Origin of the sequence: Paracoccus yibinensis (assembly GCF_030846195.1) — a bacterium.
Classification (GTDB): Bacteria; Pseudomonadota; Alphaproteobacteria; order Rhodobacterales; family Rhodobacteraceae; genus Paracoccus; species Paracoccus yibinensis.
In genome coordinates this window covers 644,114-658,452 of record NZ_JAVCWH010000002.1, presented here as the reverse complement: position 1 = coordinate 658,452, position 14,339 = coordinate 644,114, and the positions used below count along the sequence as shown (strand labels likewise).

The following is a 14,339-nucleotide window of genomic DNA, read 5'->3' as shown; positions in this document are numbered from 1 at the left end:
GCGCCACAGTTACGCGCCATGATGAACCCATATCTTCAGGTCGCCATCGGCGGCGCCATCGGCTCGGTCGCGCGTTATGGCGTGTATCGTGCCTTGCCCGGTCACGGCTTTGCGTTGGCGACCTTTTTGGTCAATGTCTCCGGCAGTCTGGTCATGGGTCTGCTGGCTGCCATGATGGCGCAGCGCGGCGGGCAAGCCTGGACGCCCTTCGTGATGACCGGGATCCTGGGCGGCTACACCACGTTTTCCGCTTTTTCGCTGGACGCCCTGGCCCTGTGGGAACGGGGGCAGGTCGCGCAGATGGGGCTGTATGTCGCCGGATCGGTCCTGCTGTCGCTGGGGGCGGTGTTTCTGGGCATAACCATCGGACGGGGGTTCTTCGCATGAGCGGCGTTCAGACCATTCGCGTCGGCGATGACGAGGGCGAGCAGCGCCTCGACCGCTGGCTGAAAAAGAAGTTCCCGCAGCTTGGCCAGATCGCCATCGAGAAGCTGTGCCGCACCGGCCAGATCCGCGTGGACGGCGGCCGGGTGAAGCCCGCAAGCCGGGTCGAGACGGGGCAGGAGGTGCGCATTCCGCCGCTGCCCGATGCTGCTCCGGTGGCCGCGCGCACCAGCCGCCCGCTGGGTCCGCGCGTGTCGGACAGCGACCAGGCGATGATCCAGGCGGCGGTCCTTTGGAAGGATGAACACATCATCGCCCTGAACAAGCCTCCGGGTTTGCCGTCGCAGGGTGGCAGCGGGCAGGGCGACCGGCATGTGGACGGGCTGACCACTGCGCTGATGTTCGGCTTCAAGGACCGGCCCAAGCTGGTGCACCGGCTGGACAAGGACACCTCGGGGGTCCTTTTGCTGGCCCGGACCGACCGCGTGGCCCGTGCCCTGTCCGAGGCGTTCCGGTCGCGCACCACGCGCAAGATCTATTGGGCAGCGGTCGCGGGTGTGCCGAATCCGCGCATGGGGACCATCCGGTTCGGATTGGTCAAGGGCGGGGCAGGGCGCGGCGACAATGAAAAGATGATCGCCGTTCATCCCCGCGACATCGACACCACCGAAGGCGCCAAGCGCGCCACAACCGATTACGCCGTGCTAGACGCGCTGGGCACGCGGGCAAGCTGGTGCGCGCTGGTGCCGATTACCGGGCGGACGCATCAGTTGCGCGCGCATATGGCCGAACTGGGCCATCCCATCGTGGGCGACGGCAAATACGGCGGGTCAGGGCAGGAAAACCTGGGCGACGGCTGGGGCGCCCAACTGGGCGGAGAGATCAGTCGCAAGCTGCACCTGCACGCTCGCAGCATCAGCTTCGACCATCCGATCACGAAAAAGCGCATCACGCTGACCGCGCCCTTGCCGGACCATATGGCGCGGACCTGGAAGACGCTGGGCTGGCACGAGAACGACGTGCCGGACGACCCCTTTGCGGATATCGAATGAAGCTGGTCGTCTTCGATGTCGATGGCACGCTGGTCGACAGCCAGCACCATATCCACGGGGCCATGACGGCCGCATTCGAGGGTGCGGGACTGGATCCCCTGCCGCGCGAGGCGGTGTTGCAGATCGTCGGCCTGTCGCTGCCCGTCGCCGTGGCGCAACTGGCGCAGGGGCATGACGGGGCGACGCAGGCGCGGATCGTGGACGGATATCGCGCGGCCTTCATGCAGGCCCGGCTGGTGCAAGCCGCCCCCCTTTATCCCGGCGCGCTGGACTGCCTGGACGGGCTGGCCGGGCGGGACGATATCCTGCTGGCGGTGGCGACGGGCAAGTCGCGGCGCGGCCTTGCGGCGATGATCCAGGCGCACGGGCTGGAGGGTCGCTTCGTCAGCCTCCAGACGGCGGACGATCACCCGTCGAAACCCCACCCGGCGATGCTGCTGGCCGCCCTTGCCGACACGGGCGTTCCCGTCACGGATGCGGTGATGATCGGCGACACCGGTTTCGACATGGACATGGCGCGGGCGGCGGGGATGACCGGCTTTGGCGTCGGCTGGGGCTATCACAGGCCGGACTTGCTGACAGCCTCGGGGGCCGCGCTTGTCGCGGCGGATTTTGCGGATTTGGGCCAGGCACTGGCAAGGTGGGCGGCATGACAGAATGGAAAGCGCGGCGGTTCTGGAAGGCATCCTCGGTCAGGCCCGCCGGTGGCGGGTTCGAGGTGGCGCTGGACGACCGCCCCCTGCGGACGCCTGGCAAGCTGCCGCTGATCCTGCCCACCCCTGCACTGGCGGCGGCGGTCGCGGCCGAGTGGGACGCGCAGGCCGACGTGATCGACCCCCATGCCATGCCGCTGACCCGCGCCGCGAATTCAGCGATCGAAAAGGTGACGCCGCAATTCGGCGATGTTGCGGCGATGCTTGCAGAATATGGCGGCACCGACCTGTTGTCCTATCGCGCCGACCAGCCTGCCGAACTGGCCCGCCGCCAGGCAGAGGCCTGGGATCCGCTGGTCGATTGGGCCGCGACCGAGTTGCGCGCGCCCCTGCGCATCACCCATGGCGTCATCCCCATTGCCCAGGACCCTCAGGCGCTTGCGCGGCTGCGTGGTCATGTCGAAGCCCTGGACCCTTTCGGCCTCACGGCGCTGCACGATCTGGTGACGCTGCCTGGGTCGCTGGTCCTTGGACTGGCCGTCCTCCGGGGCCGGATCGATGCCTTCGAGGCCTTCCGCATCTCTCGCATCGACGAGGATTTCCAGGCCGAACAATGGGGCCAGGACGACGAGGCGCGCAGCGCCGCCGAAAGCCGCAGGGCCGCGATGGGTGATGCCGAACAGTTCTGGCATCTGTCGCGCATCAGTTGAATGTGCCTGCTTCCTGGGCGTCACGCTTGACGCATCGGGAAGGATCGGCACTATGTTGCCCATGGGACGCCCGCATGGGCGTCCAACGAAAAGTCCGGCCGTCAAGGTCCGGGCGTCGCCCGGACGAACCCGGGACGGCATCCAACAAAGGGGTAGACATGAAGACTTCGATTTTCCTGGGCACTGTTGCCGCCACGACGCTGATGGCCGGGGCTGGCATGGCCGACACGCTGGCCGATGTGAAGGCGCGCGGTGAACTGAACTGCGGCGTCAACACGGGCCTTGTCGGCTTTGCCGCGCCGGATGCGAACGGCAACTGGACGGGCTTTGACGTCGATATCTGCAAGGCCGTGGCCGCTGCGGTGCTGGGCGATCCGACCAAGGTGAAATACGTGCCCACCACCGGCCAGACCCGCTTCACGGCGCTGTCCTCGGGCGAGGTGGATCTGCTGGCCCGGAACTCGACCTGGACCTTTTCGCGCGACACCGACCTGAAGCTCGATTTCGTCGGCGTCAACTATTATGACGGCCAGGGCTTCATGGTCCGCAAGGATCTGGGCGTGACCTCGGCCAAGGAACTGGACGGCGCGACCGTCTGCATCCAGACCGGCACCACGACGGAACTGAACCTGGCCGACTATTTCAAGGCCAACAACATGTCCTACCAGCCGGTCAACATCGACAGCAACGCCGAGGGCGAGCAGCAGTACATGGCCGGCGCCTGCGACGCCTATACGACCGACGCGTCGGGCCTTGCCGCCACCCGCGCAGCCTTCGCCGATCCCGAAAACCACATCATCCTGCCCGAGATCATCTCCAAGGAGCCGCTTGGGCCTGCGGTGCGGCACGGTGACAACAACTGGGGCGACATCGTCCGCTGGACGCTTTATGCGCTGATCGCGGCCGAGGAATACGGCATCACCTCGGCCAATGTCGAGGAACTGGCCACCTCGTCCCAGAACCCCGAGGTTCAGCGCCTGCTGGGCGTCACGGACGAGCTGGGGGCGATGATCGGTCTGGACAAGGACTGGGCCAAGCGCGCCATCATGGCCAGCGGCAACTATGGCGAGATCTTCGCGGCCAATATCGGGGAACAGACCCCCATCGGGCTGGCCCGGGGCCTCAACGCCCAATGGACGCAGGGCGGCCTGATGTACGCGATGCCCTTCCGGTAAGGGATCGCCTAGGACCGAAGGGGGCGCAGAGGCGCCCCTTTCCCATAATCAAAAGACCGGTCGCGACAAACGCTGCCATATAAGGCATGACCGGCCACAGGGGTGAAATTCATGACGGACATGTCAGCGCCGGGGAATCCGACATTCCGGCCAAGCATGCTGATCTATGATCGGCGCTATCGTTCGATGACCTTCCAGGTGATCGTCTTCATTCTGGTGATGGCCCTTGCCTGGTGGCTGGTCAACAACACCGTCCGCAACCTTGCCGCGCTAGGCAAGGATTTCAATTTCAGCTTCCTGTGGAGCCGCGCGGGCTATGACATCCCGCAGACTCCGATCCCCTACACCTCGGACGACACGCATTTCCGCGCGGCCGTCGTCGGCCTGCTGAACACGCTGATCGTGTCGATCCTGGGCTGCATCGCCGCGACCTTCGTGGGCATCATCGCGGGCGTGGCGCGGCTGTCGAACAACTGGCTGATCGCGCGCCTGATGACCGTCTATGTCGAGGCGTTCCGCAACGTTCCCCTGCTTTTGTGGATCCTGATCGTCTTCGCCATCTTCACCGAGGTGATGCCGCCGCCGAACGCCTTCCGGGGCGATGACCCGACGGCAAGCATGATCCTGTTCGACCATGTGGCGCTGACCAACCGCTATACCGCGATCCCCACGCTGGCGATGACCAACGATCCCGGCAGCCTCGACCTGGGGGCGCGGATCACCTTCAACTGGGCCACCATCGCCTTTGTCGCGGTGCTGATCGGCGGCTGGTTCGTGCGCCGCATGATCGGCGCCTGGGCGCAGCGGGTGCAGGACCAGACCGGCAGCCGCCCGACGACTTGGTGGATGAGCCTGGCGGTCATGACCGTCCCGTCGCTGCTGCTGATCTGGTATTTCGGCCTGCACATGGTCCCGCCGGAACTGCGCGGCTTCAACTTCACGGGCGGGCTGAACGTGCAGAACGGCCTTGTCGCCCTGTGGCTGGCGCTGACGCTGTACACCGGGGCCTTCATCGCGGAAATCGTCCGCGCAGGCATCCTGGCCGTCAGCCGCGGGCAGTCCGAGGCCGCCTTCGCCCTGGGCCTGCGCCCCGGCCGGACCATGAACCTGGTGATCCTGCCGCAGGCATTGCGGGTGATCATTCCGCCGCTGATTTCCCAATACCTGAACCTGACCAAGAACAGCTCGTTGGCGATTGCCGTGGGCTACATGGACATCAAGGGGACACTGGGCGGCACGACGCTGAACCAGACGGGCCGCGAGCTTGAGGCGATCCTGCTGATGATGGGGGTCTATCTGACGCTCAGCCTGATCATCTCGGCGGGCATGAACATCTTCAATTCTCGCGTCAAACTGAAGGAGCGGTGAGATGAGCGATACCCATGCCCAGACTGTCCCCTTCGTCCGCGACACCATGCTGCCCCCGGCAGAGCCGCCGATAAGGGAAGCCGGGGCGGTCCGCTGGCTGCGTGAAAACCTGTTCTCGGGTCCGGTGAACACGGTCCTGACCATTCTGGGCATCCTGATCGTGTGGTTCCTGGTCAGCCATTTCTGGGACTGGTTCGCCCATTCCATCTGGAACGCGGGCAGCCTGTCCGAATGCCGGCAGATCATCGCCGAAACCTGGGGCGAGGGCGCGCGCGGCGCTTGCTGGGCAGTGATCCGTGAACGCTGGAACCAATATGTCTATGGCTTCTACCCGCCCGAGCTTTACTGGCGCCCGACCATGGCCTTCGGGTTGCTGTTCGTGGCGCTTGCCCCTGTGCTGTTTTCGGAAGCCGCCCAGATCCGGCGCATCGTGCTGGGGTTGGCGGCCCTGATGACGCTGTGGCTGATGGTGATGCTTGATGCGCCCGCCCTCTGGCTGGCTTTCGCCGCGGTCGTCTTCCTGGGCGCGCTGCTGGTGTCGGAACGCCACCCGGCCTGGCTGCTGGTCTTTTCCATCCTTTATCCTCTGATGGGGGTCTGGTTCCTGTGGGGCGGATCGGCCTGGGGACCGATCATGGTGCTGGTCGGGCCGGTGCTGGGATGGATCGCCTGGCGGGTGATGCATCCCTTCTCCAGCCTGGCGGCCATTGTCGCCGCCTTGGTCATCCCGGTGCTGTGGTGGATCGGCTATGCAGGCGAGGCCGCGCGGGATGCCGAAAGCATCGTCTCGTTCTCTATCCCGGCCGTCACATCCGACCGCTTCGGGGGATTCCTGCTGTCGGTTACCATCGGCGTTTCCGGGATCGCGCTGTCGCTGCCGCTGGGCATCGTCCTGGCGCTGGCGCGGCGGTCGGACATGTTCCTGGTGAAATCGCTGGCGGTCATCTTCATCGAGTTCATCCGGGGCGTGCCGCTGATCGCGCTTCTGTTCGTGGCATCCCTGCTGCTGAACTATTTCCTGCCCCCTGGCACCAATTTCGACATCATCCTGCGCGTGATCATCATGGTGACGCTGTTCGCCGCCGCTTACATGGCCGAGGTGATCCGGGGTGGCCTTGCCGCGCTGCCGAAAGGTCAATACGAGGCCGCGGACGCCCTGGGCCTGGACTATTGGAAGGCGCAACGATTGATCGTGCTGCCGCAGGCGCTGAAGATCTCGATCCCCGGCATCGTGTCCACCTTCATCGGCATGTTCAAGGACACCACGCTGGTGACATTCGTGGGCTTGTATGATCCGCTGAAATCCATGTCGGACGCGGTGCGGGCCAGCACCTCCTGGAAGGGCATCTACTGGGAGCCGTATATCTTCGTCGGCTTCATCTTCTTTCTGATCTGTTTCGGCATGTCGCGCTATTCGATGTATCTCGAACGCCGGCTGGCCCGCGACCACAGGTAAGGACACCGCCATGAGCGACAACACCCGCCCCATCGACCGCAGCCAAATGCAGGTCAGCGACGAGGTCGCGATCGACATCCGCAACATGAACAAGTGGTACGGTTCGTTCCATGTGCTGCGCGACATCGACCTGACCGTGCATCAGGGCGAACGCATCGTGATCGCCGGTCCTTCGGGATCGGGCAAGTCCACCCTGATCCGCTGCATCAACCGGCTTGAGGAACATCAGTCCGGCCATATCGTCGTGGACGGGATCGAACTGACCAATGACATCAAGAACATCGACAAGGTAAGATCCGAAGTCGGAATGGTGTTCCAGCACTTCAACCTGTTCCCGCATCTGACGGTGATGGAGAACTGCACCCTGGCGCCCATCTGGGTGCGCAAGGTGCCGCGCCGCCAGGCCGAGGAAACCGCGATGCGCTTTCTGGAAAAGGTCAAGATCCCCGAACAGGCGCACAAGTATCCGGGCCAGTTGTCGGGGGGCCAGCAGCAGCGCGTCGCCATTGCGCGGTCACTGTGCATGCAACCCCGGATCATGCTGTTCGACGAGCCGACATCGGCGCTGGACCCTGAAATGATCAAGGAAGTCCTCGACACCATGATCGAGCTGGCCGAGGAAGGCATGACCATGCTGTGCGTCACGCACGAGATGGGCTTCGCCCAGGCGGTCGCCAACCGGGTGATCTTCATGGATCAGGGCCAGATCGTCGAACAGAACGAACCGAAAGAGTTCTTCAACAATCCCAAGTCGGAACGGACCAAGCTGTTCCTGAGCCAGATCCTGGGGCACTAGGCCGCAAGGCCGGGGGTTTCACACCCCCGGACCCCCGTGGGATATTTCTGCACAGAAGATGAGGTGGGGTCAGCCCCGGCCGTCGAGGCGCACGAAGTCCATCACGCTGCCCTGGCCGGGTTCGACCTGGCTCCAATCATCGACCTGGAAATCCACGACCAGGGTGGCGCCGGTCGGATAGCGGCGGAAATCCGGGTCCAGCGGCAGGCGCGCGGGCAGAAGCGCCGCCAGTTCCGAGATGCCGGGATTGTGGCCAAGCATCATCACCGTCGGATGGGTGGCGGTCTTCAGGATCGACAGCATCTTTTCGGGACCGGCCTGGTAAAGCCCTGCCTCGATCCGCATCACGGGCCGAACCTCGAGCGCCGCGCTGGCGACCATTGACCAGGTTTCCTGGGTGCGGACGGCGGACGAACACAAGACCTCCTCCGGCTCGTACCCGCGCGAGGCGAGCCAGTCGCCAAGCGCCCGGGCCGATCTGCGGCCCCGGTCGTTCAGCGGGCGGTCGTGATCGGGCAATGCCGGATCATCCCAGGCCGACTTGGCATGGCGCGTCAGGATCAGCCGTCGATGTCCAAGCGGTGTCATGTGCAGGCAGCCCCCGTTTTCAGCCGATATGGGCGCAGCCTGCCATTCCCCTGCGCGTTCGGCAAGGCGTGGTCTTACAACGAGGCGTCGCCCTGCCGCAGGCCGCGCGGCCGGGTGCTGGGCGGGGTGGACCGGATCAGGCTGCCCGCCCCGTGTTCGGTGAACAGTTCCAGAAGGCTTGCATTGGGAACGCGCCCGTCCAGGATCACCACGGCGCGCACACCGTCCTCCAGCGCCTTCAGGGCGGTTTCCGTCTTGGGGATCATGCCACCCGCGATGGTGCCGTCGGCGATCATCTCGCGCACCTGGTCGGGATGAAGCTGGGTCAGGACCTCGCCGTTCTTGTCCTTGACGCCGGCCACGTCGGTCAGCAGCAGCAGGCGGTCGGCCCGCAGCGCGCCCGCGATGGCGCCCGCGGCTGTGTCGCCGTTGACGTTGAAGGTCTCGTTGTCGGCCATGCCGGTGGCAACGGGGGCGATGACCGGGATCAGGCCCGCCTTGTAAAGGTCTCGGATGATCTGGACGTTCATCTCGATCGGGCGGCCGACGAAGCCCAGCTCGGGGTCGTCCGCCTCGCAGACCATCAGGTCGTCGTCCTTGCCGCTGATGCCCACGGCGCGACCGCCCGCGTCGTTGATGGCTTGGACAATGCGCTTGTTCACCAAACCGGACAGCACCATTTCCACGACTTCCACCGTTTCCTTGGTGGTCACGCGCTTGCCGCGCACGAAGGTGCTTTCGATGCCAAGCTTGCCCAGCAGTTCGTTGATCATCGGGCCTCCGCCGTGGCAGACGACCGGGTTCATGCCCACCTGCTTCATCAGCACGATGTCGCGGGCGAATTCGGCCATGGCGTCATCGTCGCCCATGGCATTGCCGCCGAACTTCACGACGACGACCGCGCCGGAATAGCGTTGCAGATAGGGCAGGGCCTCGGACAGGGTTCTGGCGGTGGCGGTCCAGTCGCGGTTCATGTTCTGCGTTCTCATCCTTGAAGGCCCTTCTTCGACGGGGGGACCCTAGGACGCTGCGCCGGATCAGTCCAGACGGGTTCAGTCCAGACGCGCTTAGTCCAGGCCGGAGATGATCGCCCGAAGCGTGGCGATGCCCTGGCCCTTTTCGGACGAGGTCACGACAATCTGCGGAAAGGCCGCGGGATGCTTTTGCAATTCCGTTTCGACCTGCTCCAGCACCGGCTTGATCGCGTTCGGCCCAAGCTTGTCGGCCTTGGTCAGCACGACCTGGAAGGGCACGGCGGACTTGTCCAGCAGGGTCATGATCTCGTGATCGACGGGTTTCACGCCGTGGCGCGAATCGATCAGGCAAAAGGCGCGTCGCAGCGTCGGACGTCCGGCGAGATAGTTCTTCAGCAGCGCCTGCCACTTGGCGACCACGGCGACGGGCGCCTTGGCAAAGCCATAGCCTGGAAGGTCGACCAGGTAGCTGTGCTCGCCCAGGGTGAAATAGTTGATCTCTTGCGTCCGGCCCGGCGTGTTCGAGGCGCGGGCCAGCCCCTTGCGGCCGGTCAGGGCGTTGATCAGGCTGGACTTGCCCGCGTTGCTGCGTCCGGCGAAGCAGACCTCGGGGCGGTCGGCGGGGGGCAACCCGTCCATGGCGACCACGCCCTTGAGGAAATCGACGGGACCGGCGAACAGCAGGCGTGCGGCCTCGGCCACCTCGGCATCGGGTTCGGGGGCGACGGGGAAGGCGACCTTCATGCCGTCACCTCGTCGCCCAGGGCGATGTCGCCGCCGGTCACGACTTCGGCGAAGATGCCGAAGTCGGTATGGCCGTAAAGGCGTTCCAGGCTGTCCAGCATGTCGATGTCGTTTTCCCCGGTGTCGGTGTTGGCGCTTGTCGCCTCGCAGCGGCCGATATGCTGGGTGACGCGCAGCTCCACGTCACCGATGCTGATGATCTGGCCGATCAGATGGCGCTCGGCCCAGGGCTGCCAGCCGTCCACCCACAGGTTGCCGCGCCAGCGGTGCAGCCCCAGGGTCTGGCCGGTGCAGGCTTCAAGATCGGCAAGGCTTGCCAGCGACAGGATCGAGATCCAGGGCCATTTCTGGTCGGTCCAGATCGCCGCCCCGTGCACAAGGCGGGTGGGGCCGGGGGCGTTGGCGGGCCACAGGGGGCGCAGCCATTCGATCAGGCGGTCGCCCCCGGTTTCCGGGTCGATCACCAGATCCGGCTGCGTCGGCTGGCGCAGCACCAGCCGCCCGTCGGACCAGCCGCCGCTGATGGCCTGGACCTGCGGCGATTGGACGCCGCGCACGAAGCAGGACTTGGGCAGCCAGCGGTCAGGCTGCCCCGCTGTCTGGCTGGCTTGGGCGTTCCGTTCGCCCGCCTCGGTCAGCACGGCCCATTCCCGGTCGCCCGGCAGGCGGCGGGCGGCTGACAGGGTCACGCGGTCCAGCCCCTCTCCGCCGATCGACTTGATCGGGTGGCGGCGGATATGGGCCAGACGCGCCGTCACTTGCTGCCCTTCTTCGGTCGCGCCGGGATCGAGGACTTGATGTTGCCGAACAGGTCGGGCCGGTGGCCGTGCATCGACATGATCGTGTACTGCTGCGCGATCGTGATCAGGTTGTTGGTGATCCAGTAGAGCACCAGGCCCGAGGCGAAGCCGCCCAGCATGAACATGAAGATCCAGGGCATCCAGGCGAAGATCATCTTCTGTGCCGGATCGGCCGGGGTCGGGTTCAGGCGCTGTTGCAGCCACATGCTGATCCCCAGGACGATCGCCAGTGCCGGCAGCGACAGCGAATGCAGCAGCGTGCCTTGCGCCGGGGGCGCGAAGGGCAGCAGCCCGAACAGGTTCAGCAGCGACGAGGGATCGGGCGCGGCAAGGTCGTGGATCCAGCCGATCCAGGGCGCGTGGCGCAGTTCGATGGTGACGAAGATCACCTTGTAGAGCGCGAAGAAGATCGGGATCTGCAGCAGCACCGGAAGGCAGCCCGCGGCGGGGTTCACCTTCTCGCGCTTGTAAAGCTCCATCATCTCTTTCTGGAACTTCATGCGGTCGTCGCCGGTGCGTTCCTTCAGCGCCTCCATCTGAGGCTGCAGTTCCTTCATCTTCGCCATCGAGATGTAGGACTTGCGCGCCAGCGGGAAGACCAGCGTCTTGAGGATGAAGGTCAGCGCGATGATCGACCAGCCCATGTTGCCGATCATGCCATGCAGCCAGTGCAGCAGGCGGAAGATGGGCTTGGTCAGGAAGTAGAACCAGCCCCAGTCGATGGAATCGACAAAGCCCTGGATGCCGGGATTTTCCTCATAGGCGTTGATCACCTCCCAGACCTTCGCGCCGGCGAACAGATAGCTTTCGGCGCTGACCTGGGTGCCCGGCTGCACCGTCTGCATCGGATAGCGGGCTTCGGTCTGGAAGATGTCCGCGCCTTCGACGTATTTCACGACCGAGGTGAAGGCCTGGCCCGGGGCGGGCGCCAGCGTGGTCATCCAGTACTTGTCGGTGAATCCGATCCAACCGTTGCTGTTGACCTCGTTCTTTACCGCGATGCCTTCACGCTCGAGGGGGTCCAGTTCGGCGATATTGTCGTATTTCAGTTCGGTCAGCGTGCCGTCGTGCATCCCGACAGCGCCTTCGTGCAGCACGAAGAAGTTCTGGGTGTCGGGGCGGCCGTGGCGCGCGATGATGCCATAGGGCGCGGCAGTGAAGGCCGTGTCGCCATTGTTCTGCAGGCTGTGGCCGACGGTGAACAGATAGTTCTCGTCCACCGAGAAGGTGCGGCGGAAGATCTGGCCCGCGCCGTTGTCCCAGGCCAGCGTGACCGGCTGGCCGGGTGCCAGCGTGTCGCCCGATTCTACCGTCCAGACGGTCGAGGGGCCGGGAACCAGCGAGGGATCGACGCCCGGTCCAGGGGTCCAGCCATAGACTGCGTAATAGGGCTTGGACGCGCCGGTCTGGATGGCATCGGTGGCGGTGGCCGACGACGGCGACAGCAGGCGGACATTGGGCGAGTCCTCGTCCAGCGTCTCGCGGTATTTCGTCAGCAGCAGGTCGTCGATCCGGCCACCGGCCAGAGAGATCGAGCCCGAAAGCGACGGCGTCTGGATCTCGACCCGTCCGGCTTGCGGGGTGGCGTCGGCGGGCGTGCCCAGGTCAGCGGGCAGGGTGCTGCTTTCGGTATTGGCCAGCGGCACATCCTGGGTCTGGGTTTCCACCGCGACCGGCTGCTCCGTGGGCACGGGCGGCTCGGGCGCAAAGACCGTGTACCAAACCAGGATCACCAGGAACGACAGGACCGTCGCCAGGATCAGATTGCGGTTGTTGTCTTCCATGTGCCTACCAGCCTTGTCGCGTCCGTCGCGCCGCTTCAACAGAAGGGGCGCTTAAAGGTCAAGCGGATTTGGCCGGCGGGCCAGTATCCGCACGGTATTCGCAGGCGCCTACCTGAGGCGCGGGATGTCGTCCGCGGGTTCCGCGGCGTCCCCGGGGAACAGCGCGGCAAAGTCAAACAGCTTCGGGTCCAGCAGATGCGAGGGACGCACGTTCATCAGCGCCCGGAACATCACCTGGCGCCGGCCCGGCGTGCGCGATTCCCATTCGTCCAGCAGCCGCTTGACCTGAACGCGCTGCAAGCCTTCCTGGCTGCCGCACAGGTCGCAGGGGATGATGGGATAGTTCATCGCGCGGGAAAACCGTTCGCAATCGGCCTCGGCCACATAGGCCAGGGGACGCAGCACGGTCAGATCGCCGTCCTCATTCAGCAGCTTCGGCGGCATGGTCGCCAGCCTGCCGCCGTGGAACAGGTTCATGAAGAAGGTTTCCAGGATGTCGTCGCGGTGATGGCCCAGGACCACCGCCGAACAGCCTTCCTCGCGTGCGATGCGATAAAGGTTTCCCCGGCGCAGACGCGAGCATAGCGAACACATGGTGCCGCCCGGCGCGATCTTGTCCGTGACGATGGAATAGGTGTCCTGGTATTCGATCCGGTGCGCCACGCCGCGTTCCGTCAGGAACTTCGGCAGCACTGTCGCCGGAAAGTTCGGCTGGCCCTGATCCAGGTTGCAGGCCAGCAGATCCACCGGCAGCAGCCCGCGCCATTTCAGCTCGTGCAGAACCGCCAGCAGGGTATAGCTGTCCTTGCCGCCCGAGAGGCACACCAGCCAGCGGTCGCCGGGCCGGATCATGCCGTAATCCTCGATCGCGGCGCGGGTTTCGCGAACCAGCCGCTTGCGCAGCTTGCGGAACTCGGTCGAGGAGGGGGCGCCCGCGAACAACGGGTGAATCTCGGCCAGGTCGTCAGTGTCGTCCAGCATGGGACTGCCTTTCGTGGTCTGGATCGGCCCCCGGCACCGGGTCATAGCCTGCGCCGCCCCAGGGATGACAGCGCCCGATGCGCCGGGCAGCCAGCCATGTGCCGCGGATGGCGCCATGGCGCGACAGCGCATCCAGGGCATAGGCCGAACAGGTCGGCTGGAAGCGGCAGCCATGGCCGACCCAGGGGGATGCGACCAGCCGATAAGCGCGCACCGGCAGCGCAACAAGGTGGGCAAGCGGCGTCATGGGTGGATCTTCCGCAGCGCGGTGGTCAGGTCGCGGCACAGATCCGCGAAGTCGCGGTCGATCGTCGCCTGGGGGCGGCCCACCAGCACATAATCCCACCCCCTTTGCGCGCCCTGCGGCAGATGCAGCCGCGCGACTTCGCGCAACCGCCGCTTGGCGCGGTTGCGCATCACCGCATTGCCGATCTTCTTGGAGCAGGTGAAGCCCACCCGGAACGGCAAGCCATCGCCCCGGTCGCGTGCTTGCAGCAGAAAGCCGGGCGTGCCCTGCCGCAGCGCACGCGAGGCCGCCAGGAAATGGGCGCGCTTGGCGATGACCGGGGGCATCGACATGCGAAATGCCGCCGTGCCGTCATCCGTGGGTCGCGCGGGGGCAACGGGATGGGGCAGGGGCGGCATGGGCAAAGCCTTGGGTCCGGCGGGATGGTCCCGCCGCAAGGGATCAAGCCGACAGGCGCTTGCGGCCCTTGGCGCGGCGGGCGTTCAGCACGCGACGGCCACCGCTGGTGGCCATGCGGGCGCGAAAGCCGTGGCGACGCGCACGAACGAGGTTCGAGGGTTGATAAGTGCGCTTCATGGTCAGTCTCCGGGGTCGTGTTTGCGGGTGGCGGGCGGCAGCGCGGAATGG

Annotated in this window: 17 protein-coding genes; 8 read left to right on the top strand and 9 right to left on the bottom strand. The window is 65.5% G+C overall.

Features of this window, described 5'->3' with window-relative positions; genetic code table 11:
• Positions 1 to 18 precede the first annotated feature (18 nt).
• The 8 genes from RAH32_RS06860 (at position 19) to RAH32_RS06825 (ending at position 7,594) form a co-directional block, all read left to right on the top strand.
• A complete protein-coding gene (locus tag RAH32_RS06860) occupies positions 19 to 387 on the top strand; it encodes a fluoride efflux transporter FluC (protein WP_306606378.1) in 369 nt (122 codons plus the stop codon).
• Positions 384 to 1,436, top strand: a complete 1,053-nt coding sequence (locus RAH32_RS06855) for an RluA family pseudouridine synthase (protein ID WP_306606376.1) — start codon at positions 384 to 386, stop codon at positions 1,434 to 1,436. The genes RAH32_RS06860 and RAH32_RS06855 overlap by 4 nt, the downstream gene beginning before the upstream one ends.
• Positions 1,433 to 2,089, top strand: coding sequence for an HAD-IA family hydrolase (locus RAH32_RS06850; RefSeq protein ID WP_306606374.1), 657 nt, complete (start codon positions 1,433 to 1,435; stop codon positions 2,087 to 2,089). Before RAH32_RS06855 ends, RAH32_RS06850 begins: the two co-directional genes overlap by 4 nt.
• On the top strand, positions 2,086 to 2,799 hold the full coding sequence (locus RAH32_RS06845) for an ATP12 family chaperone protein (protein WP_306606372.1): 714 nt from the start codon (positions 2,086 to 2,088) through the stop codon (positions 2,797 to 2,799). Before RAH32_RS06850 ends, RAH32_RS06845 begins: the two co-directional genes overlap by 4 nt.
• A gap of 158 nt (positions 2,800 to 2,957) precedes the next feature.
• Entirely contained in the window at positions 2,958 to 3,974 is a 1,017-nt protein-coding gene (locus tag RAH32_RS06840; RefSeq protein ID WP_306606370.1) for an amino acid ABC transporter substrate-binding protein, read from the top strand.
• Positions 3,975 to 4,085: 111 nt separating this feature from the next.
• Positions 4,086 to 5,342 carry an amino acid ABC transporter permease gene (locus RAH32_RS06835; RefSeq protein ID WP_306606367.1) on the top strand — a complete coding sequence of 419 codons (1,257 nt, stop codon included), beginning with the start codon at positions 4,086 to 4,088 and terminating at the stop codon, positions 5,340 to 5,342.
• 1 nt (position 5,343) lies between these two features.
• On the top strand, positions 5,344 to 6,798 hold the full coding sequence (locus tag RAH32_RS06830) for an amino acid ABC transporter permease (RefSeq protein WP_306606365.1): 1,455 nt from the start codon (positions 5,344 to 5,346) through the stop codon (positions 6,796 to 6,798).
• Positions 6,799 to 6,808: 10 nt separating this feature from the next.
• Entirely contained in the window at positions 6,809 to 7,594 is a 786-nt protein-coding gene (locus tag RAH32_RS06825; RefSeq protein ID WP_306606363.1) for an amino acid ABC transporter ATP-binding protein, read from the top strand.
• 69 nt (positions 7,595 to 7,663) lie between these two features.
• Here the strand turns inward: RAH32_RS06825 and RAH32_RS06820 are convergent, their stop codons facing one another.
• From RAH32_RS06820 to rpmH, 9 genes are all read right to left on the bottom strand, one after another.
• Complete coding sequence (locus RAH32_RS06820; RefSeq protein WP_306606361.1) at positions 7,664 to 8,182, bottom strand: SixA phosphatase family protein; 519 nt, start codon at positions 8,180 to 8,182, stop codon at positions 7,664 to 7,666.
• 74 nt (positions 8,183 to 8,256) lie between these two features.
• On the bottom strand, positions 8,257 to 9,156 hold the full coding sequence (argB, locus tag RAH32_RS06815; protein WP_306606586.1) for an acetylglutamate kinase: 900 nt from the start codon (positions 9,154 to 9,156) through the stop codon (positions 8,257 to 8,259).
• 93 nt (positions 9,157 to 9,249) lie between these two features.
• Complete coding sequence (yihA, locus tag RAH32_RS06810; protein ID WP_306606358.1) at positions 9,250 to 9,900, bottom strand: ribosome biogenesis GTP-binding protein YihA/YsxC; 651 nt, start codon at positions 9,898 to 9,900, stop codon at positions 9,250 to 9,252.
• Positions 9,897 to 10,658, bottom strand: coding sequence for an MOSC domain-containing protein (locus RAH32_RS06805; protein ID WP_306606356.1), 762 nt, complete (start codon positions 10,656 to 10,658; stop codon positions 9,897 to 9,899). Before RAH32_RS06805 ends, yihA begins: the two co-directional genes overlap by 4 nt.
• Positions 10,655 to 12,484 carry a membrane protein insertase YidC gene (yidC, locus tag RAH32_RS06800; RefSeq protein WP_306606354.1) on the bottom strand — a complete coding sequence of 610 codons (1,830 nt, stop codon included), beginning with the start codon at positions 12,482 to 12,484 and terminating at the stop codon, positions 10,655 to 10,657. The genes RAH32_RS06805 and yidC overlap by 4 nt, the downstream gene beginning before the upstream one ends.
• 108 nt (positions 12,485 to 12,592) lie before the next feature.
• Entirely contained in the window at positions 12,593 to 13,465 is an 873-nt protein-coding gene (gene ttcA, locus RAH32_RS06795) for a tRNA 2-thiocytidine(32) synthetase TtcA (RefSeq protein ID WP_306606352.1), read from the bottom strand.
• Entirely contained in the window at positions 13,449 to 13,712 is a 264-nt protein-coding gene (gene yidD, locus RAH32_RS06790) for a membrane protein insertion efficiency factor YidD (protein ID WP_306606350.1), read from the bottom strand. Before yidD ends, ttcA begins: the two co-directional genes overlap by 17 nt.
• The gene (gene rnpA / locus RAH32_RS06785; RefSeq protein WP_373429676.1) at positions 13,709 to 14,110 is read right to left on the bottom strand and encodes a ribonuclease P protein component; all 402 of its coding nucleotides are present in this window, start codon (positions 14,108 to 14,110) and stop codon (positions 13,709 to 13,711) included. Before rnpA ends, yidD begins: the two co-directional genes overlap by 4 nt.
• Positions 14,111 to 14,153: 43 nt before the next feature.
• On the bottom strand, positions 14,154 to 14,288 hold the full coding sequence (rpmH, locus tag RAH32_RS06780; protein ID WP_103172990.1) for a 50S ribosomal protein L34: 135 nt from the start codon (positions 14,286 to 14,288) through the stop codon (positions 14,154 to 14,156).
• Positions 14,289 to 14,339 lie beyond the last annotated feature (51 nt).